At 72.1% G+C, this 20,206-nt stretch carries 15 protein-coding genes; 12 read left to right on the top strand and 3 right to left on the bottom strand.

The annotated features are described in order from the left end of the window. The first annotated feature begins 143 nt into the window (after positions 1-143). The gene (locus tag ACIRQH_RS18535; RefSeq protein WP_388869060.1) at positions 144-1,280 is read left to right on the top strand and encodes a glycosyltransferase family 4 protein; all 1,137 of its coding nucleotides are present in this window, start codon (positions 144-146) and stop codon (positions 1,278-1,280) included. Positions 1,281-1,339: 59 nt separating this feature from the next. On the opposite strand, the gene ACIRQH_RS18540 is transcribed toward ACIRQH_RS18535, so the two are convergent. The 3 genes from ACIRQH_RS18540 to ACIRQH_RS18550 all read right to left on the bottom strand — a co-directional run bounded on the left by ACIRQH_RS18540 (position 1,340) and on the right by ACIRQH_RS18550 (position 6,445). Next, entirely contained in the window at positions 1,340-2,968 is a 1,629-nt protein-coding gene (locus ACIRQH_RS18540; RefSeq protein WP_388869057.1) for a PucR family transcriptional regulator, read from the bottom strand. Positions 2,969-3,107: 139 nt separating this feature from the next. Continuing rightward, positions 3,108-4,499 (bottom strand): FAD-binding oxidoreductase, encoded by a 1,392-nt coding sequence (locus ACIRQH_RS18545; RefSeq protein ID WP_388869054.1) that lies wholly within the window; start codon positions 4,497-4,499, stop codon positions 3,108-3,110. 143 nt (positions 4,500-4,642) lie between these two features. Then, the gene (locus tag ACIRQH_RS18550; protein ID WP_358820576.1) at positions 4,643-6,445 is read right to left on the bottom strand and encodes a glycoside hydrolase family 15 protein; all 1,803 of its coding nucleotides are present in this window, start codon (positions 6,443-6,445) and stop codon (positions 4,643-4,645) included. 538 nt (positions 6,446-6,983) lie between these two features. Between ACIRQH_RS18550 and ACIRQH_RS18555 the strand changes: the two genes are divergently transcribed. The 11 genes from ACIRQH_RS18555 (at position 6,984) to ACIRQH_RS18605 (ending at position 20,198) form a co-directional block, all read left to right on the top strand. Further along, positions 6,984-8,651 carry a CTP synthase gene (locus tag ACIRQH_RS18555; protein WP_388869106.1) on the top strand — a complete coding sequence of 556 codons (1,668 nt, stop codon included), beginning with the start codon at positions 6,984-6,986 and terminating at the stop codon, positions 8,649-8,651. 109 nt (positions 8,652-8,760) lie between these two features. After that, positions 8,761-9,387 carry an NUDIX domain-containing protein gene (locus ACIRQH_RS18560; protein ID WP_388869051.1) on the top strand — a complete coding sequence of 209 codons (627 nt, stop codon included), beginning with the start codon at positions 8,761-8,763 and terminating at the stop codon, positions 9,385-9,387. A 198-nt stretch (positions 9,388-9,585) separates the two neighbouring features. Beyond that, positions 9,586-11,667 (top strand): tetratricopeptide repeat protein, encoded by a 2,082-nt coding sequence (locus ACIRQH_RS18565; protein WP_388869048.1) that lies wholly within the window; start codon positions 9,586-9,588, stop codon positions 11,665-11,667. Positions 11,668-11,828: 161 nt separating this feature from the next. After that, positions 11,829-12,953, top strand: a complete 1,125-nt coding sequence (gene ald / locus ACIRQH_RS18570; protein ID WP_358820537.1) for an alanine dehydrogenase — start codon at positions 11,829-11,831, stop codon at positions 12,951-12,953. Between the two features lie 425 nt (positions 12,954-13,378). Continuing rightward, positions 13,379-14,515: a ParA family protein gene (locus tag ACIRQH_RS18575; RefSeq protein ID WP_358820538.1), complete on the top strand. Its 1,137-nt coding sequence runs from the start codon at positions 13,379-13,381 to the stop codon at positions 14,513-14,515. Then, positions 14,500-15,084, top strand: coding sequence for a hypothetical protein (locus tag ACIRQH_RS18580; RefSeq protein ID WP_388869044.1), 585 nt, complete (start codon positions 14,500-14,502; stop codon positions 15,082-15,084). Before ACIRQH_RS18575 ends, ACIRQH_RS18580 begins: the two co-directional genes overlap by 16 nt. A gap of 150 nt (positions 15,085-15,234) precedes the next feature. Beyond that, positions 15,235-16,578 (top strand): segregation/condensation protein A, encoded by a 1,344-nt coding sequence (locus tag ACIRQH_RS18585; RefSeq protein ID WP_404226791.1) that lies wholly within the window; start codon positions 15,235-15,237, stop codon positions 16,576-16,578. Then, positions 16,575-17,231 (top strand): SMC-Scp complex subunit ScpB, encoded by a 657-nt coding sequence (scpB, locus tag ACIRQH_RS18590; protein WP_081223620.1) that lies wholly within the window; start codon positions 16,575-16,577, stop codon positions 17,229-17,231. Before ACIRQH_RS18585 ends, scpB begins: the two co-directional genes overlap by 4 nt. Further along, entirely contained in the window at positions 17,231-18,481 is a 1,251-nt protein-coding gene (locus ACIRQH_RS18595; protein ID WP_358820541.1) for a pseudouridine synthase, read from the top strand. The genes scpB and ACIRQH_RS18595 overlap by 1 nt, the downstream gene beginning before the upstream one ends. Positions 18,482-18,642: 161 nt before the next feature. Further along, positions 18,643-19,611 (top strand): sigma-70 family RNA polymerase sigma factor, encoded by a 969-nt coding sequence (locus tag ACIRQH_RS18600; RefSeq protein WP_404226589.1) that lies wholly within the window; start codon positions 18,643-18,645, stop codon positions 19,609-19,611. Then, on the top strand, positions 19,608-20,198 hold the full coding sequence (locus tag ACIRQH_RS18605) for a TIGR03086 family metal-binding protein (RefSeq protein WP_388869038.1): 591 nt from the start codon (positions 19,608-19,610) through the stop codon (positions 20,196-20,198). Before ACIRQH_RS18600 ends, ACIRQH_RS18605 begins: the two co-directional genes overlap by 4 nt. The last annotated feature ends 8 nt before the right edge of the window (positions 20,199-20,206 follow it).

Raw genomic sequence — 20,206 nt, forward strand, 5'->3', positions numbered from 1 at the left:
GCGATGGCTGTGCCGGAACACCCGTACGGCCTGGCATCCTTGGCCTAGATACGCCGTGCACGACGTGCGGTCCACCCCGTCCGCGCGATCCTTCTGTACGTTTCTTCGTGACGGTCCGACGCCGAACCAGGAGCCCCGGCCACGTGAGCCACGTGAGCAGCCACTCACCGCACGGCCAGTCGCCGCTGCGCACCGTGCAGGTGCTCGGCGGCGGCAGCGCGGGCAGCAGCGCGCACGTGCGGTCGCTGGCCTCGGGACTCGTCGCCCGGGGCGTGCGCGTCACGGTGTGCGCCCCCACCGAGGCCGACCGCGCGTACGGGTTCTCCGGGGTGGGCGCGCACCACGTCCCCGTCCCCCGCAGCAGCGATCCCTCGTCCGTGTCCGCGCTGCGGGCGGCCTGCGCGGAGGCCGATCTGGTGCACGCGCACGGGCTGCACGCGGCGCTGCGGGCGGCCCTGGCGCTCAGCGGGCGGCGCGTACCGCTCGTCGTCACCTGGCACACGCGCGCGGACGCCGAGGGGGCGCGGGCCCATCTGCTGCGACTCCTCGAACGACGGGTCGCACGAGCCGCCTCCGTGGTCCTCGGCACCTCCTCCGACCTGGTGGACCGGGCGCGCCGCAGGGGGGCGCGGGACGCGCGGCTCGCCGCGGTCGCGCTGCCCGCGCAGCGCCCGCCCGTCGAACCCGCGGACCCCGACCGGTACCGCCACAAGGCGCGCGCCGAACTCGGTTCGACCGACCGTCCGTTGCTCATGGCGGTCGGCTCGCTCGACCGGCAGCGCGGGTACGACACGCTGCTGGACGCGGCGCACGCCTGGTGCCGGCTCGATCCGGTGCCGCTGCTCGTGATCGCGGGGGAGGGGCCGCTGCGTGCGGTCCTCCAGCGCCGTATCGAGGACGAGGAACTGCCGGTCCGGCTCATCGGGCGGCGCGACGACATCACGGAGCTGCTCGCGGCCGCCGACCTCGCCCTGCTGCCCAGCAGTTGGGAATCGCGGTCGGTCCTCGCGCAGGAGGCGCTGCACGCGCGGGTGCCGCTCGTCGCCACCGCGGTCGGCGGCATCCCCGAACTCGTCGGCGACGCCGCGGAACTCGTCCCGTACCGCGACGCGAGGGCGCTCGGCGACACCGTCGTACGGCTGCTGGCGGATCCGGCGCGCCAGGAGGAGTTGCGCGAGCGCGGCACCCGGCAGGCCGCGACCTGGCCGACCGAGGACGAGACGGTGGCCCAAGTGCTCAGTGTGTACGACGAGTTGACGCGGCCCAGGCCGTTGGGCTGATCCGTCGTTCTCTCCCGGTGGCGGTGCCGCCCGGCCCGGGCTGATCCACGCCGTGCCCGCTACGGCACGTGTCTGCGGGCCCGCAGGGCCAGGCTCAACGCCAGGACCGTCTGCGGATCGTCGAGGTCGGTGCCCAGCAACTCCCCTATCCTCGCCAGCCGGTTGTAGAGGGTCTGCCGGTTGAGGTGCAGTTCGCGGGCGGTCTCCGCCTTGCGGCCCGCGTGTGCCAGATACGTCTCCAAGGTGGGCAGCAGCGGCGGCTTGGAACGGCGGTCGTGATCACGCAGCGGGCCGATCGCCCGGTCCACGAAGGCGGCCAGATCGGGATGCTCGCGCAGCCGCCACAGCAGCAGGTCGATGTCCAGGCGGCGGGCGTCGTACCAGGGGCGGTCCGTGAGGCCCTGGGCGGCCGTCGCGGTCTCCGCCGCGTGCCGCAGGCCCGCCGACGCGGCCGCCCAGCCGCCCGCGACCCCGACCACCACCACCGGCGGCTGCGCTCCGGGCCGTTGCATGCCCGCTCGCTCCACGCCCGCGCGCAGCGCCGCCGCGACCCGGTCCGCGACGGTCGAGCGTTCCGACTCCGCGCGCAGGCCGAGAAGCAGCGGGACACGGCCCTCGACGGGACGGACGCCCAGCAGGACCGGGACGCCGACGGATGCCAGCTCCTCGGCGACCGCGCGGGCGAGGACCGCCCAGCCGCCGCCCGGGGCGAGACCGTCGGCCAGTCGCATCACGACCGGCAGGAGCGGGCTGGTGCCGGGCTTGAAGCCGAGCACGCGGGCCTGTGCGGGCGCGTCCGCCGCCTCGATGCGGCCCTCGGCGAGGTCCGTGAGGAAGTCGCCGCGTCCGCGCGCGGCCAGCTCCTCCTCCTGGCGGGCCTGCATCAGTACGACGGCCAGGATGCCGGCGGCCCGTTCGGCGGCGAGCCGGTGCACCGGGGTGACGGGGCCGCTGACCGGCAGCACGACCAGGCGCGCCCGCACGGAACCGGTGCCCGGTCCGCCTCCGGGCACGTCCACCAGGGTCGTCCCCGCGGGCGGCTCCTCCTTGTGCTGACCGCGCATCCCCTCCCAGACCTGGAGCGGGTCGGCGCCCGCGGCACCGGATCCGGCCGAGTACAGGAGCTGCCCGTCGGCGGTCTCCAGGAAGACCGGGTTACCGCTGAAGTCGGCGAGAATGCGCAGCACTTGGGGCACTCCGCCGCCTCCGAGGAGAGCCTCGGTGCAGCGCCGGTGCACCTCTTCGGCCTGCTGCAGCAAGGTGTAGTGGCCGTTGACGATCTCGGTGTGGATCTCCTCCGTGACCGTCACGAAGGGCACCTCGCGGTGCAGCTGGACCAGCGGCAGGCCGGCGGAGCGCGCCGTCTCCACGAGGGCGGCGGGCAGCCGGGTGAAGCGCGGGCCGAGTTCCACGACGAGCGCGGCGATACCCCGCTCGGCGAGGGTGCGGACGAACGCCCGCTGCTCGGCCGGGCGGGTGCCGAGCCCGTATCCCGTGGTGAGGAGCAGTTCGCCGCCCTTGAGGAGCGAGGCGATGTTCGGCACCTCGCCGGCGTGCACCCAGCGCACGGTGCGCTGCAGCCGGTCGGCCCCCGCGAGGATCTCGGGCAGCCCGCTCCGCAGACCGGGCAGCTCGAGGGCCCGCTGCACGGTGATTCCGGCGCCCTGGGTGTCGTAACGGCTGTCCATGCTGCGGACGCTACCCGCGGACGGGTCGTGGAGGCATCTCCGGGCGGCCGGTCATGCCCGTCCGGGGGCCGGCAGCGGTTCGCGACGGCGGTCCCGGGGGCCGGGACGGGACGCCGTGGCCGGTCCGGGACCGCTGTGGTCAGGCCGCCGCCGCGGGCGCGATGTTGTGGTTGAAGCGGAAGACGTTGTCCGGGTCGTACGTGCTCTTCACCGCGGCCAGCCGCCGCAGGTTGTCCGCGCCGAGTCCGGCCACCACCCGGTCCCGGCCCTCGTCGCCGATGAAGTTCAGGTACACGGCGCCGGTGCTCCACGGGCGGACGTCCGCGCGGACCCTCCGTACCCAGGCGACGCACCGTTCGTCGTCGGCCGGGTCCTCCCAGATGCCGAAGGGATGCACGGCCCACGGCGCGTCCCGGTAGGGGACCGGGAAGCGGGACGGTCCCGCGGCGATCGCGCCGCCCTGCGGGAAAAGCACGTGCTGGTTGCCCGTGGGCACCGGCATGGCGTCGCCGAGGGCGCAGAAGACGGACACGAAGTCGTCGGGCGCGCCGGTCAGGTACTCCGCGGACCAGTAGTTCCGCATGCCGGGCGGGTCGTCGAGCATGCACTGGAGGTCCGGATAGGGAACCGCGGTGACCATCTCGACCTCGTGCGGCAGGGCCAGCAGTGGCTGGGCCACCTTGCGCAGGTCCTCCTCGCCGCCCGCGTACGTGACCAGGGCCGCGCACATCCGCCTGCCGACCAGGTGTTCGGGGACGAACTCCTCGGGCGGGGCGGTCAGATACAGCACGCCGCCGCTCACCTCCGGCGGCGCGCTCTCGATGACGTCCCGGTAGACGCGCACCACGTCGGGGCCGACGTCGGGCTCGAACATCATCAGGGCGATGGAGAACTCGGGCAGCGGATGCAGCTTGAGGGTGAGCGCGGTGGCGACGCCGAAGTTCCCGCCCCCGCCGTGCAGGGCCCAGAACAGCTCGGGGTTCTCCTCGTCGGAGGCGCGGACCGTCGAACCGTCCGCGGTCACCAGCTCGACTCCCAGCAGGTTGTCGGCGGCGAGTCCGAACAGCCGGTCCAGCCAGCCGGTGCCGCCGCCGAGGACGAAGCCGCCGACCCCGGTGGTCGAGACGCGGCCGCCGGTCGTCGCGAGCCCGTAGGGCTGGGTGGCCTGGTCGAGCTGTCTCATGAGGGCTCCGCCCTCGACCCGCACCGTCTCGGAACCGGGGTGGACGGTCACCGCCCGCATCGGGCCGAGGTCGATGACCAGACCGTCGTCGTTGAGCGACATGCCGGAGACGCTGTGGCCGCCGCCCCGTACGGCGATGGGCAGGTCCACCTCGCGGGCGAAGCGGACCGAGCGCGTCACGTCGGCCGCGTCCGCGCATCGTGCGATCACGGCGGGCCGGCGGTCGATCATCGCGTTGAAGACGGTTCTCGCACCGTCGTACCCCGGGTCGTCCGGGGTGAGGACCTCACCGGTGAGAGCGGCGCGGAACGCGGTGAGCGCCGCGCCGGAACGCGAAAGGGGAGCCATGGCAGCCGCCCCCTTCCATGAGGGGACAGGTGCCTCCAGTTTAGGCCCGTCGCGCGGAGCGGGCCGGTTTCGCGGGGTCCGGGCGGACCCGGTGGACCGGGCGCGGCGGGGCGGATGCCCGGGCGCACCCAATCCGGCCGGGATCAGCCGCCGTACGCCCCGCTCGCGGTGAGCCGCAGGGCCGTGTCGATCAGCGGCACGTGGCTGAAGGCCTGCGGGAAGTTCCCGACCTGGCGCTGCAGGCGCGAGTCCCACTCCTCGGCCAGCAGGCCGAGGTCGTTGCGCAGGGCGAGAAGGCGCTCGAAGAGCTTGCGGGCCTCGTCGACCCGCCCGATCATCGCGAGATCGTCGGCCATCCAGAACGAGCACGCGAGGAACGCGCCCTCGTCGCCCTCCAGACCGTCCACGCCCGCGTCGCCCCCGGTCGTCGGGTAGCGCAGGATGAAGCCGTCCGCGGTGGACAGCTCGCGCTGGATCGCCTCGATGGTGCCGATCACGCGCTTGTCGTCCGGCGGCAGGAAGCCCATCTGCGGGATCAGCAGCAGCGAGGCGTCCAGCTCCCTGGAGCCGTACGACTGCGTGAACGTGTTCCGCTCCTTGTCGTAGCCCTTCTCGCAGACGTCCCGGTGGATGTCGTCGCGCAGCTCGCGCCACTTCTCCAGCGGGCCGTCGGCGTCACCGGACTCGATGAGCTTGATCGTGCGGTCGACGGCGACCCACGCCATCACCTTGGAGTGCACGAAGTGCCGGCGTGGACCGCGGACCTCCCAGATCCCCTCGTCCGGCTGGTCCCAGTGGTCCTCCAGATAGCGGATCAGCTTCAACTGGAGCAGCGAGGCGTAGTCGTTGCGGGACAGGCCCGTCATGTGGGCCAGGTGCAGGGCCTCGGTGACCTCGCCGTAGACGTCGAGCTGGAGCTGGTGCGCCGCGCCGTTCCCGACGCGGACCGGAGTCGAACCCTCGTACCCGGGAAGCCAGTCGAGCTCGGCCTCGCCCAACTCACGTTCCCCTGCGATGCCGTACATGATCTGGAGGTTCTCCGGGTCACCGGCGACCGCGCGCAGCAGCCACTCGCGCCAGGCGCGGGCCTCCTCGCGGTAGCCGGTGCGCAGCAGCGAGGAGAGGGTGATGGCCGCGTCGCGCAGCCAGGTGTAGCGGTAGTCCCAGTTGCGGACGCCGCCGATCTCCTCCGGGAGGGACGTGGTCGGCGCGGCGACGATGCCGCCCGTCGGCGCGTACGTCAGCGCCTTCAGCGTGATCAGGGAGCGCACCACGGCCTCGCGGTAGGGGCCGTGGTACGTACATTGGTCGACCCAGTCGCGCCAGAAGTCCTCGGTCGCCTCCAGGGACTGCTCCGGCTCGGGCAGCGCGGGCGGCTCCTTGTGCGAGGGCTCCCACGAGATCGTGAAGGCGATCCGGTCGCCCGGCGCCACCGTGAAGTCGGCGTACGTCGTCAGATCCTTGCCGTACGTCTCGCAGTCCGTGTCGAACCAGACCGAGTCCGGTCCGGCGACGGCGACCGTGCGGCCCTCGTGCTTGTGCACCCAGGGCACCACGCGGCCGTACGAGAAACGCATCCGCAGCGCGGAGCGCATCGGCACCCGGCCGGTGACGCCCTCGACGATCCGGATCAGCTGCGGGGCGCCGTCACGCGGGGGCATGAAATCGGTCACGCGGACCGTGCCGCGCGGGGTGTCCCATTCGGATTCGAGAATGAGTGAGTCGCCGCGGTACCTGCGGCGCGCCGCCGCGGGGGGTTCGGCGTCGGCCGCGTGGGCGGGCCCGAGCCGCCAGAATCCGTGTTCCTCCGTGCCGAGCAGTCCTGCGAAGACGGCATGGGAGTCGAAGCGGGGCAGGCACAGCCAGTCGACAGTGCCGTCCCGGCAGACCAGCGCGGCTGTCTGCATGTCTCCGATGAGTGCGTAGTCCTCGATGCGCCCGGCCACGTGCATCTCCAGTCGAACGGCCACGGCGCCCCTGCACGGGGCGGTCGCTCTTGCGGTCAAGGGAACGTAGGTAGTGCGGAAAAGTAGGCAATGCGGAAGTTCGGTACTGCGGAGGATCGGAGGTGGGGGGACGTAGTTCGTACGTCGCTGCGGAGCGTCCGTTTCAGTGTGATGGGCGATCCGATTGTCGTCTCGAAACGAACTGACAAGCCCTCTTTGTTCCGGATACGGACGGGATGATGCCGTGTACCGGCGGGACTCGGCAGCGAGTGTCCGAGCAGGATACGACGCACGTGGAAGATCCGCGTGCCGCTCCCGGCAACCCGGCTGGGCCGATCGAGTGAGCGGTGTGCGGGGTGTGTGCCGAGGTGTGCGCGGAGCGTGGCCGGAAGCAGCCTCGTTCGGTCGCTGATACCCTGGTAGCCCGTGGACCGGTGGGCAAGAAACCCCCGAACCGCAGCGACGGCGCCTCCGGAAATCTCCGGACTCCACGCCGGTACGCACCCCAGACCGCGACCACGGGAGCCCCCTCTTGGCCATGCCGCCCGCTGCTTTCCGAAACAGCACTGCCACGACGACCAAGCACATCTTCGTCACCGGGGGTGTCGCCTCCTCCCTCGGCAAGGGACTGACGGCCTCCAGCCTGGGCGCGCTGCTCAAGGCGCGCGGTCTGCGGGTCACGATGCAGAAGCTCGACCCGTACCTGAACGTCGACCCCGGCACCATGAACCCGTTCCAGCACGGTGAGGTGTTCGTCACGAACGACGGCGCCGAGACCGACCTGGACATCGGTCACTACGAGCGCTTCCTCGACGTCGACCTCGACGGCTCGGCCAACGTCACCACCGGCCAGGTGTACTCCACCGTCATCGCCAAGGAGCGGCGCGGCGAGTACCTGGGCGACACGGTGCAGGTCATCCCGCACATCACCAACGAGATCAAGCACCGCATCCGCCGGATGGCCACCGACGACGTCGACGTCGTCATCACCGAGGTCGGCGGCACGGTCGGCGACATCGAGTCCCTGCCCTTCCTGGAGACGGTCCGCCAGGTCCGCCACGAGGTCGGCCGCGACAACGTGTTCGTCGTGCACATCTCGCTCCTCCCGTACATCGGCCCGTCCGGCGAGCTGAAGACGAAGCCCACCCAGCACTCGGTGGCGGCGCTGCGCAACATCGGTATCCAGCCGGACGCGATCGTCCTGCGCGCCGACCGCGAGGTGCCCACCGCCATCAAGCGCAAGATCTCGCTGATGTGCGACGTCGACGAGGCGGCCGTGGTCGCGTGCATCGACGCCAAGTCCATCTACGACATCCCGAAGGTCCTGCACACCGAGGGCCTGGACGCCTACGTCGTCCGCAAGCTGGACCTTCCGTTCCGCGACGTGGACTGGACGGCGTGGGACGACCTGCTCGACCGCGTCCACAACCCCGTCCACGAGATCACCATGGCGCTCGTCGGCAAGTACATCGACCTGCCCGACGCCTACCTCTCGGTCACCGAGGCGCTGCGCGCCGGCGGATTCGCGAACAAGGCCCGCGTCAAGATCAAGTGGGTCACCTCCGACGACTGCAAGACCGCGGCGGGTGCCGCGGGACAGCTCGGTGACGTCGACGCGATCTGCATCCCGGGCGGCTTCGGCGACCGCGGCGTGTCCGGCAAGGTCGGCGCCATCCAGTACGCCCGCGAGAACGGGATCCCGCTGCTCGGCCTCTGTCTCGGCCTGCAGTGCATCGTGATCGAGGCCGCGCGGAACCTGGCCGACATCCCGGACGCCAACTCCACCGAGTTCGACTCCGCCACCGGCCACCCGGTCATCTCCACGATGGCCGAGCAGCTCGACATCGTGGCCGGCGAGGGTGACATGGGCGGCACCATGCGGCTGGGCATGTATCCGGCCAAGCTCGCCGAGGGCTCGATCGTGCGCGAGGTGTACGACGGCAAGGAGTACGTCGAGGAGCGCCACCGTCACCGCTACGAGGTGAACAACGCCTACCGCGCCGAGCTGGAGAAGAAGGCCGGTCTGCAGTTCTCCGGCACCTCCCCGGACGGCAAGCTCGTCGAGTACGTCGAGTACGCGCGCGACGTCCACCCGTACCTGGTCGCGACCCAGGCACACCCCGAGCTGCGCTCCCGCCCGACCCGGCCGCACCCGCTCTTCGCGGGCCTGGTCAAGGCCGCGGTGGAGCGCAAGACGGGCAAGTAACACAAGGGTTGTACGGTGGCCGGGGCGCGGACCCGCGGGTGAATCCGCAGGTCGCGCCCCGGCTCCGTCGACGGACCGGCTTCTTTGGGCACGTGTGGGAGGACAGACCATGACGATCAAGGACACCCCCGAGGAGTGGGAGGTCCGGGCGACCGAGACCCCCTTCAAGGGCAACAAGACCTCGGTACGCACCGACGACGTCGTCATGCCCGACGGGTCCGTCGCGCGCCGCGACTACCAGGTCCATCCGGGCTCCGTGGCCGTCCTCGCCCTCGACGACGAGGGCCGCGTGCTGGTCCTGCGCCAGTACCGCCACCCCGTGCGCCAGAAGCTGTGGGAGATCCCGGCGGGGCTGCTCGACATCCCCGGTGAGAACCCGCTCCATGCCGCGCAGCGCGAGCTGTACGAGGAGGCGCACGTCAAGGCCGAGAGCTGGAGCGTGCTGAGCGACGTGTACACCACGCCCGGCGGCTGCGACGAGGCCGTCCGCATCTTCCTCGCCCGCGACCTCTCCGAGGCCGAGGGCGAGCGGTTCGACGTCGAGGACGAGGAGGCCGACATGGAGCTGGCCCGCGTTCCCCTCGACGACCTCGTCCGCGGTGTCCTCGCCGGCGAGCTGCACAACAACTGCCTGGTCGTGGGCGTTCTCTCGCTCGTCGCGGCGCGTCAGGGCGACGGGCTGGACGCGCTGCGTCCCGCCGAGGCGCCGTGGCCGGCGCGCCCCTTCGAGGCCTGACACCGGCTCCGCCCGCCACTCTCCGGACGGGGAGCGTCCACCCGTCCGGAGGTACCGGTCCTACGATCGCCTGATCCGATCGGGGGACGCCCCCGTCGCGCTCCTCCCAGATCGTCGCAGAGCGTGAACTAGGCTCTGGAAACGCCCGAACCGGAGTCCCGGCGGGCTTGCGCGCGCAGTGGAACGGGAGTGTGGCCCGTGGCGGATCAGGCAGTGGACGACGGCGGCACGAAGGTGTCGGCCAAGGGGCGGCGCCCGGCTGCCGGGTCCGCTCCTACGGAGAGTCAGTTCCTGGGCCGTACCAGAGAGTTGAAGGAACTCCGGGCCGACATCGAACGCGCCGGGCTGGACACGCTGTCCGGCCGCAAGGCGCCCCGCGCGCGGGTTCTCCTGATCGCCGGGAAACCCGGCTCGGGCCGCACCGCGCTCGCAGCGGAACTCGCCGCGCAGGTCGCCGAGAGTTACCCCGACGGCATACTGCGTGCCCGGCTCACCGAACCCGACGGCACCCAGGTGCCCACCGAGTCCACCGCGCGGGAGCTGCTCACAGCCCTCGGTCTGCCCTCGCCCCCCGGAGCCGGCGCGGACGATCTCGGCGAACGGCTGCGCGAGGCCCTCGCCGTCCGCCGGGCGGTGCTCGTCCTCGACGACGCGGCCGACGCCCAGCAGGTCGACGCGGTGCTGCCCGACTCCCCGGACTGCCTGGTCGTCGCCGTGTCCGACGGGCCGCTGACCGGGATCGCCGACGTCCGCCCCTGCACCCTCGGCGGGTTGGACACCAAGTCCGCCCTCGAACTCCTCGGCCACTTCACCGGCTCGGTGCGCATCACCGTGGACCCGCTCGCCGCCGAGGGGCTGGTCGAACTCTGCGCGGGCCAGCCCGCCGCCCTGGTGCTCGCCGGCGGCTGGCTCGCCGCGCGCCCGGCGTCCGCCGTGGCCGATCTCGCCAAGCACCTGCGCTCCGAGGGCGAGGACGGCACCGCCCTGGCCCGCGTCTTCCGGCTCGCCTACACCTCGCTGCCGAGCACGGCCGCGCGGATACTGCGCCTGCTCTGCCTGGCGCCCGCGGGCCTCGTGGACCCGCACACGGCCTCCGCGCTGGCCGGCTGCTCGGTCCAGGCCGCCCGCACCACGCTCGACGACTTCGCCGCCCTCGGCCTGCTCCGGGCGGTCCCGGCGCCGCTGCCGCAGTACGAGGTCCCCGGCTGCCTCCAGCCGCTCCTCCAAGGCCTGATCGAGGCGCACGACCGGCCGGCCGAGGTGCAGCTGGCCCGCGCGCGGATGCTGGAACGGACCGTACGGCTGCTGGTGTCCTGCCGTGCCATCACCGAGACCGACAGCTCGCCCGCCCAGGAGAAGCTCGCCGGGCTGCCGCGCGCCCTGCGTTTCCCGAGCCCCCGGGCGGCCGAGGACTGGCTGAGCGTCCGCAAGCCCGCACTGCTGGCCTCCGCCCGGCTCGCGGTCGCCGACGGGGAGCTGGACACCCTCGCCCGGCGGCTGATGGCCGCCCTGGTGCGGGCCATGGTCGCCCACTTCGGCACACAGGCCGCCGCACCCGAGCTGTACGGCATCCACCGGCTCGTCCTGGACGTCGCCGAGCGCCGGAAACTGCCCCGCGAGAAGGCCGCGGCCCTGCTGAACCTCGCCGACCTCGACGCGCAGACCGGCCGGACGACCGACGCCCTCGCCCGCTACCGGGCCGCGCTGGACGCCGGACGGGAGGCGAACGACCCGTACGCGACCGGCCGCGCGATGGAATCCGTAGGCGGCGCCCACCAGGAGCTGGGCGACTACGACCGGGCCGCCGACTGGTACGGCCGGGCCCTCGCCGAGCGGCTCGCCCGCGGCGAGCGGGTGGACGCCGCCCGGCTGTACGGACGCATCGCCACCGCGCACACCTACGCGGGCCGCTACGGCGAGGCGCTGGTCAACTGGCGCTCCGCCGTCGCCGGGCACCGCAAGAACGGCGATGTCGCCGCGCAGGCCCGCGCGTTGAGCGAGACCGCACGCGTCCAGGAGTACGCCGGACGGCCCGAGGAGTCGCTGCGCACCTGCCAGGAGGCCGTCGAGTGGGCACGCCGTGCGGACGACGTACGGCTGCAGGCCGCGCTGCAGCTCCGGCTGGCCGACACCCTGGACCGGCTCGGCGACCCCGCGGCCGCCCGGCTGCACCGCGCCGCTGCCGAGCGCATGCTGGGAGATGAGCTCCCGGAGAGCGCAATCGACCCGGAACAGGACGCTAATGCCTGCGAAATCCGTAGTGCATCCTCGGAAGATTGATGCATTGAAAGGCTAGACAGAAAAAATCCCTTCATTAGACTGGCTCCGCCGCGTTCTTCCGTGGTGTCTCCCGGTGTGCTCCCGTATGCCGGGTATGACATGCATCGCCTGGCTTGCATCGCCTCGGCATGCATAGCCCCGAACCCTCTGAGCCAAGGACCGTGATCGACGTGAAGGTCGGCATCCCCCGCGAGGTCAAGAACAACGAGTTCCGGGTGGCCATCACCCCCGCCGGCGTGCACGAGCTGGTGCGCCACGGCCACCAGGTCTTCGTCGAGCAGAACGCCGGTGTCGGCTCCTCGATCACGGACGACGAGTACGTCTCCGCCGGTGCGCGCATCCTCGGCACCGCCGACGAGGTCTGGGCCACCGCCGACCTGCTGCTCAAGGTCAAGGAGCCGATCGCGGAGGAGTACCACCGTCTCCGCAAGGACCAGACGCTCTTCACGTACCTGCACCTCGCCGCCTCCAAGGAGTGCACGGACGCCCTGCTGGAGTCGGGCACCACGGCGATCGCGTACGAGACCGTCGAGCTCCCCAGTCGGGCGCTGCCGCTGCTCGCCCCGATGTCCGAGGTCGCGGGCCGGCTGGCCCCGCAGGTCGGCGCCTACCAGCTGATGCGCGCCAACGGCGGCCGCGGTGTCCTGCCCGGCGGTGTCCCGGGCGTGCTCGCCGCGAAGGCCGTCGTCATCGGCGGCGGCGTCTCCGGCTGGAACGCCGCGCAGATCGCCATCGGCATGGGCTTCCACGTGACCCTGCTCGACCGCGACATCAACAAGCTCAAGGAGGCGGACAAGATCTTCGGTACGAAGATCCAGACCGTCGTCTCCAACACCTTCGAGCTGGAGAAGGCCTGCCTCGAGGCCGACCTCGTGATCGGTGCCGTGCTCATCCCGGGTGCCAAGGCCCCGAAGCTGGTCACCAACGAGCTCGTCTCGCGGATGAAGCCGGGAAGTGTCCTTGTCGACATCGCGATCGACCAGGGCGGCTGCTTCGAGGACTCGCGTCCCACCACGCACGCCGAGCCGACCTTCACGGTCCACAACTCGGTCTTCTACTGCGTCGCCAACATGCCCGGCGCGGTGCCCAACACCTCGACGTACGCGCTGACGAACGCGACGCTGCCGTACATCGTCGAGCTCGCCAACCGCGGCTGGGTCGAGGCCCTGCGCCGCGACAACGCCCTGGCCAAGGGCCTCAACACCCATGACGGCAAGGTCGTTTACCGCGAGGTCGCGGAGGCCCTCGGCCTGGACCACGTCGCACTGGAGAGCCTGCTCAGCTAGGACCGACGGAGGCTCCGAGAGTCGACTTTTCAGGTCGACTCCGGGCCGACAAAAGGCGATACGTCAACACGGGTCGTCAACACCGCGCACCCGGCCGGACCTTGCCCGACAAGGTCCGGCCGGGTGTGTGTCGGGTCACTTTGCGACACTCGTTCAACTCGCCACGAACGTAACTCTTTAACCGATTCGCACACCGGTGAAACCTGCTGTGCGACGGCCTTACGCCCTTGACAGAGGGGTGTTCGGTTGCCGACACATCGGGTCGGGTCCGGCGGATTGTGTTGCTGCGGAGCGGTGACACGCCATAGAGTCGCCAACCGTCGGCATGGTGCCACGCTGACCTATCGAGAAGTTTCCTGGTCACCAAGGAGGTAAGACGACTTGTGAATGAGTCGACATTTACTCCCGGGGGTGGTCAACCAGGAATGCCGGCGCGGGGCCAGAACCCCACGGGGCTCGAGGCTGTCGGCTCCGTCGCTGTCCGCACCTTCGCAGCCCACCAGAGTCCCCGCAGAACAGGGCTGACCCAGCCAGCACACCAGAGCATGGATGGCCATCACGTGAACGCCATGGCCGGCAACGGAAGTGGCGAGAACCACACCCACTTCGCCGACTACGACGAACTGCCCGAGGGGCACTTCTACGACCCCGACGCCGAGTACGAGCCCGATCCGGAGTACGCGGCCACGCTCGCGCCCGACGCGGCCCGCCAGCGCCGTGAGCGCATCGGCCCGACGGGGCGCCCGCTGCCCTACTTCCCGATCCCGGGTCCGCTGACCAGCCACGGCCCCGCGACGATCATCGCGATGTGCAACCAGAAGGGCGGCGTGGGCAAGACCACGTCGACCATCAACCTGGGCGCGGCCCTCGCCGAGTACGGCCGCCGCGTGCTCCTCGTCGACTTCGACCCGCAGGGCGCGCTGTCCGTGGGACTCGGCGTCAACCCGATGGAGCTCGACCTCACCGTCTACAACCTGCTCATGGAGCGGGGCATGGCGGCCGACGAGGTGCTCCTGAAGACGGCGGTCCCGAACATGGACCTGCTGCCCAGCAACATCGACCTGTCCGCCGCCGAGGTGCAGTTGGTGAGCGAGGTCGCGCGCGAGTCCACGCTCCAGCGGGCCCTGAAGCCGCTGATGGCCGACTACGACTACATCGTGATCGACTGTCAGCCCTCGCTCGGTCTGCTCACCGTGAACGCGCTGACGGCCGCCCACAAGGTGATCGTGCCGCTGGAGTGCGAGTTCTTCGCGCTGCGCGGTGTCGCGCTGCTCACGGAGACCATCGAGAAGGTCCAGGAGCGGCTCAACCCCGATCTGGAACTCGACGGCATCCTCGCGACGATGTACGACTCCCGCACGGTGCACAGCCGTGAGGTGCTCGCACGCGTCGTGGAGGCCTTCGACGATCACGTCTACCACACCGTGATCGGCCGGACCGTCCGCTTCCCGGAGACCACCGTCGCCGGTGAGCCGATCACCACGTACGCCTCCAACTCCGTCGGTGCCGCCGCCTATCGCCAGCTCGCCAGGGAGGTGCTCGCCCGGTGTCCCGCCGAGTGAGTCTGCCGGGGGCCGACGAACTGTTCCGTACCACCGGGGGAATGGCGCTCCAGTCGTCCACACCCTCGCGCCGGACCAACGGCGAGGCCCGGGTGCCGGCTCCGGCCGGCGAGAGCGACGCGGCGGCCGCCGGGGAGGACGCACCGCATTCGGTACCCGTCCAGGGCGGTGACGGCGAGGGCGACGAACACGTCGCCGCCGACGCCGAGTCCTCCGGCGCGGGGGAGTCCCGCAGCCGGGGTGGTGCTCCGGACGGTTCGGGGCGGCGACCGCAGGCGCAGGAAGGTTCTGCCGCCTCCGCCGCAGCGGGGCAGTCGTCCCGCAAGCGGGGGCGAGCCGCCGCCAACCGGCGGCCCACCGGGCGGGAGCGGCACGACGAGAAGATCACGGTGTACGTGTCCGCCGAGGAACTGATAGACCTCGAACACGCCCGCCTGGTCCTGCGTGGTGAGCACGGGCTCGCCGTCGACCGCGGGCGGATCGTCCGCGAGGCGGTCGCCGTCGTCCTCGCGGATCTGGAATCCCGAGGGGACGCGAGCATCCTCGTACGACGTCTGCGCGGGCGGTAGCGGTAGCCTGCGACGGCTATGACCTCGAACGACCCGCCTCCGACCGCCGCCTCCGGCGGCCGTCGGCGTGCGCTGGGGCGAGGGCCGGGTACGGCGCCGGCGCCCGATGGGGCCCGGCCTTCGCCGTCCCCGGACCCGCACGGCCCGTCCATCGGGCCGCACGAGCCGTCCGTCGAACCCTCCCTCGAGGAGTCGGGAGCGCCCGAGGCCCCGGGCGTCCGACGCGAGATCCCCGCCGAACCGCCTGAGGCGCTCCCAGAGGACCCGGACGCGTCCGCCGGGCCCGCGAGCCCGGCCGGACGGTCCGAGGCGCTCCAGGGGCCCGCACAGGCCGCCGAGGCGCTTGAGGGGTCCGGGGGGTCCGTCGGGCCCGACCGGGCCGATCGGACGAACGGAGCAGGGGCCGAGCCCCTCGCGCGTCCTGCCGGGTCCGCTGTCGCGCCCGCTTCCCGTGCCGCGGCCGGTGTGCCTCCGCGAGCGCCGGCCCCCGTGTCCGAGACCGGCGCGGCCCACGCTGCGGCGGTGCCGGGCCCGGTGGCTACTGCCGGCTCCGACACGCTCGTCACGGCCCCCGACGGGGCCGGGACAGCGGGCAGTGACGTGGCCGACGTGGCCGACGTGGCCGACGTGGCCGACGCGGTCGACGACGGTGTCTTCAAGGTGCGGCTCTCGAACTTCGAGGGGCCCTTCGACCTGCTGCTCCAGCTCATCTCCAAGCACAAGCTCGACGTCACCGAGGTCGCGCTGTCGAAGGTCACCGACGAGTTCATGTCGCACATCCGGGCGATGGGCCCGGACTGGGACCTCGACCAGACGACCGAGTTCCTGGTCGTCGCGGCGACCCTGCTCGACCTGAAGGCCGCCCGCCTGCTGCCGACCGCCGAGGTCGAGGACGAGGCCGACCTTGCCCTCCTGGAGGCACGGGACCTGCTCTTCGCACGGCTGCTCCAGTACCGCGCGTACAAGCAGATCGCCGACATCTTCAACGCCCGGCTCGACGAGGAGGCCCGCCGCTACCCGCGTACCGTCGGCCTGGAGGCGCACCACGCCGCGCTGCTGCCCGAAGTGGTCATCAGCATCGGGCCGGAGGGCTTCGCCAAGCTCGCCGTGAAGGCGATGCAGCCCAAGCCCAGGCCGCAGGTCTACATCGACCACATCCACGCGCCGCTCGTCAGCGTGCAGGAGCAGGCGGGGATCGTGGTGGCGCGGCTGAGGGAACTGGGCGAGGCCAGCTTCCGGACGCTCGTCGAGGACACCGACGACACCCTCACCGTCGTCGCCCGCTTCCTGGCCCTGCTGGAGCTCTACCGGGAGAAGGCCGTCGCCCTGGACCAGGAGGAGGCACTCGGGGACCTGATGGTGCGGTGGACGGGCGGAGAGGGCGAGGGCGGGCCGAGGGTGACGGACGAGTTCGACCGGCCCGCGGAGCCGGCGGACGACGGGAACGGACGGGCGACCAAGGAACCCGGGGAGCCCGCGGAGGAGAAGACGTGAGCGAGGACACCATGGAGACCCCCGCGGGGCCGCGCACCGTCGCCGACCTCGACCTCAGGCCCGCCCTGGAGGCCGTCCTGATGGTCGTGGACGAACCCGCGACCGAGGAACACCTCGCGAAAATACTGGAGCGGCCCAAGCGGCAGATCGCGGACGCCCTGCGCGCGCTGGCCGACGACTACACCGTCCAGGGGCGCGGATTCGAGCTGCGGCTGATCGCCGGCGGCTGGCGTTTCTACACCCGGCCCGAGTACGCGGCCGCCGTCGAGCGCTTCGTCCTGGACGGGCAGCAGGCCCGTCTCACCCAGGCGGCTCTGGAGACGCTCGCCGTCGTCGCGTACCGCCAGCCGGTCAGCCGTTCCAGGGTCTCCGCGGTCCGCGGAGTCAACTGCGACGGCGTGATGCGCACCCTTCTCCAGCGGGGTCTGGTGGAGGAGGCGGGCGCGGAACCCGAAACAGGTGCGATCCTGTACACGACGACGAACTACTTCCTGGAGCGAATGGGCCTGCGCGGTCTGGACGAGCTCCCGGAGCTCGCGCCCTTCCTCCCCGAGGCGGACGCGATCGAAGCAGAGACGCTGGAAGGGGTCCCGTCGTTCGATCCGGATGCACCGGATACAGACGCAGACGACACGACGACGACGGAACTTTGATGCGAAGCAGTGGCAGTGGCAGCGGCAGGAACAGCGGGCGCGGCAACCCGCAGGGATCCGGCGGGAGCGGCGGTGCGCGCGGAAGCGGCGGCAGCTCACGTGGGACCGGCGGAGGTGGCGGCCCGCGCGGAAGCGGCGGCAACTCCCGTGGGACCGGCGGAGGTGGCGGCCCGCGTGGGACCGGCGGCTCGCGTGGGTCCGGCGGGAGCGCCGGCTCGCGCGGAACCGGCTCCCAGCCGAGGAGCGAGGCGGGGCGCGACGACCAGCCGAAGCGTCCCAGCAAGCCCCGTCCCGAGGAGCGTCGCTACGACGTAGGCCCCGGGGGCACGCACGAAGGCCCGAAGTCCGGGCGCGGCGCCTCGGCGCGCGGCGGCGCCAAGGGCGGCCCCAAGCAGGGCCAGCAGCGCGGTGGCCGGACGGAGAACGCGCGCTCCCGTGAGTACGAGACGCGGACCGAGGAGCGCAACCGCGACCGGTACGCGGGCAAGCCCGACATCAAGCTGCCCAAGACCTTCCCGGGTGCCGAGGAGGAGGGCGAGCGCCTGCAGAAGATCCTCGCGCGAGCGGGCTACGGCTCCCGGCGCGCCTGTGAGGAGCTGGTCGACCAGGCCAGGGTCGAGGTCAACGGCGAGATCGTCCTGGAGCAGGGTCTCCGTGTCGACACGGAGAAGGACGAGATCAAGGTCGACGGCCTGACCGTCGCGACGCAGTCGTACCAGTTCTTCGCGCTGAACAAGCCCTCCGGTGTGGTCTCCACGATGGAGGACAACGAAGGCCGCCAGTGCCTCGGCGACTACGTGACGAACCGCGAGACGCGGCTCTTCCACGTGGGCCGGCTCGACACCGAGACCGAGGGTGTCATCCTGCTCACCAACCACGGCGAGCTGGCGCACCGGCTGACCCACCCCAAGTACGGCGTGAAGAAGGTCTACCTCGCGCACGTCGTGGGCCCGATCCCGCGTGACCTGGGCAAGCGGCTCAAGGACGGCATCCAGCTCGAGGACGGGTACGCCAAGGCGGACCACTTCCGCATCGTCGAGCAGACCGGCAAGAACTACCTCGTCGAGGTGACCCTGCACGAGGGCCGCAAGCACATCGTGCGCCGCATGCTCGCCGAGGCCGGCTTCCCGGTCGACAAGCTGGTGCGCGTCTCCTTCGGCCCGATCACGCTGGGCGACCAGAAGTCGGGCTGGCTGCGCCGCCTGTCGAACACCGAGGTCGGCATGCTGATGGCGGAGGTCGGCCTCTAGGTCCGGAGCCCTCGCGGCACCCTGACGCCCAGCGCGTACGACGGCCGGTTCCGGAACTTCTCCGGGGCCGGCCGATTCGTTTTCGCCGCCCCGCCGGTCTGTACCGGTGAACGGACCACCGGTGTGCCGCCGTGCGCCCGGTGCGAACGAAGGGAGCGGCGATGACCGCGACGACGGACCGTGACGAGTTCGTCCGGCTGACCGACCCGTACCGGCGGGAGCTGCTCGCCCACTGCTACCGCATGCTCGGCTCGGTCCACGACGCCGAGGACCTGGTCCAGGAGACGTACCTGCGGGCCTGGCGGTCCTACGAGGGGTACGAGGGCCGGGCCTCGCTGCGCACCTGGCTCTACCGGATCGCCACCAACACGTGTCTGACGGCCCTGGAGGGGCGGGGGCGGCGTCCGCTGCCCACCGGGCTCGGCGGGCCGGGAGACGCGCCGGAGGATCCGCTGCGGGCCCCGGCGACGGACGTTCCCTGGCTCCAGCCGCTGCCCGACTCGCTCCTCGACCCGGCGACGGTCGTCGCCGCCCGCGGCACCCTGCGACTCGCGCTGGTCGCCGCGCTGCAGAACCTGCCCGCGCGCCAGCGGGCCGTGCTCATCCTGCGGGACGTGCTGGCCTGGCGGGCGTCCGAGGTCGCCGCCGTGCTCGACACCTCGACCGCGGCGGTCAAGAGCACCCTCCAGCGCGCGCGTGCCCGGCTCGACGAGGTCGCGCCGGAGGAGGACCTGGTGGTCGAGCCCGACGGGGCCGAGGACCGCGAGCTGCTCGACCGGTACATGCGGGCCTTCGAGAACGCCGACATGGAGTCGTTGCTGGGGCTGTTGCGGGACGGGGTCGAGCTGGAGATGCCGCCCCACCTGGAGTGGTTCAGCGGCAGGAAGGACGTGCTGCGGTTCCTGCGGGTACGGGTGCTCTCCGGTCGCGCGCCGGGATGGATCCGCATGCTGCCCGTCCGGGCCAACGGGCAGCCCGCGGTGGCCGCGTACGAAAGCGGTGCGGACGGGGTGCTGCGGGCGCACTCCGTGCAGGTGCTCACCGTGGAGGAGGGCGCCGTCGCACGGCTCACCGTCTTCCTGGACCCCGGCCTGTTCCCCGGTTTCGGGCTGCCCGGGGTTCTCGCGTGAACCCCGGCGAGCTGCTGGAGCGCGCCCTCGCCTACGCGCTGGGCGGTGTCGCCGCCGTCCCGCGCGCGGGTCTGGGCCGGCCGACGCCGTGCGCCCGGTGGAACCTCCGGGAGCTGCTCCAGCACCTCGACGACTCGCTGGACGCGCTCTACGAAGGGGTCGCCGCGGGCAGGGTCGGGTTGTGCCCCGTCGCGCCCGCCGCCGATCCGGTGTGCGCCTTCCGCGCGCGGGCCGGGGCACTCCTCGGGGCCTGGGCGGCCGTGTCCGCCGCGCCACCCGCCCCGGCCGTGGGGGACCGCTCCCTCGACCTGGGACTGCTGGCGGCGGTCGGCGCCCTGGAGATCGCGGTGCACGGCTGGGACGTGACGCAGGCGTGCGGCCGGCCACGGCCGATCCCGTCCGCGCTCGCGGCCGAACTGCTGCCGCTCGCACCGGTCGTGGTGGCGGACGCCGACCGCGGGGTGCGGTTCGCTGATCCGGTCGCGGTGCCCGCCGGGGCCGGTCCCGGCGACCTGCTCCTCGCGTTCCTGGGACGCGGGCCCCAGCCACGATTCCTTTCCGGGGCGGCGCCGGTCCGTCTTCCGTGAGTGATCCT

This window comes from Streptomyces sp. NPDC102279 (genome assembly GCF_044766365.1).
Classification (GTDB): domain Bacteria; phylum Actinomycetota; class Actinomycetes; order Streptomycetales; family Streptomycetaceae; genus Streptomyces.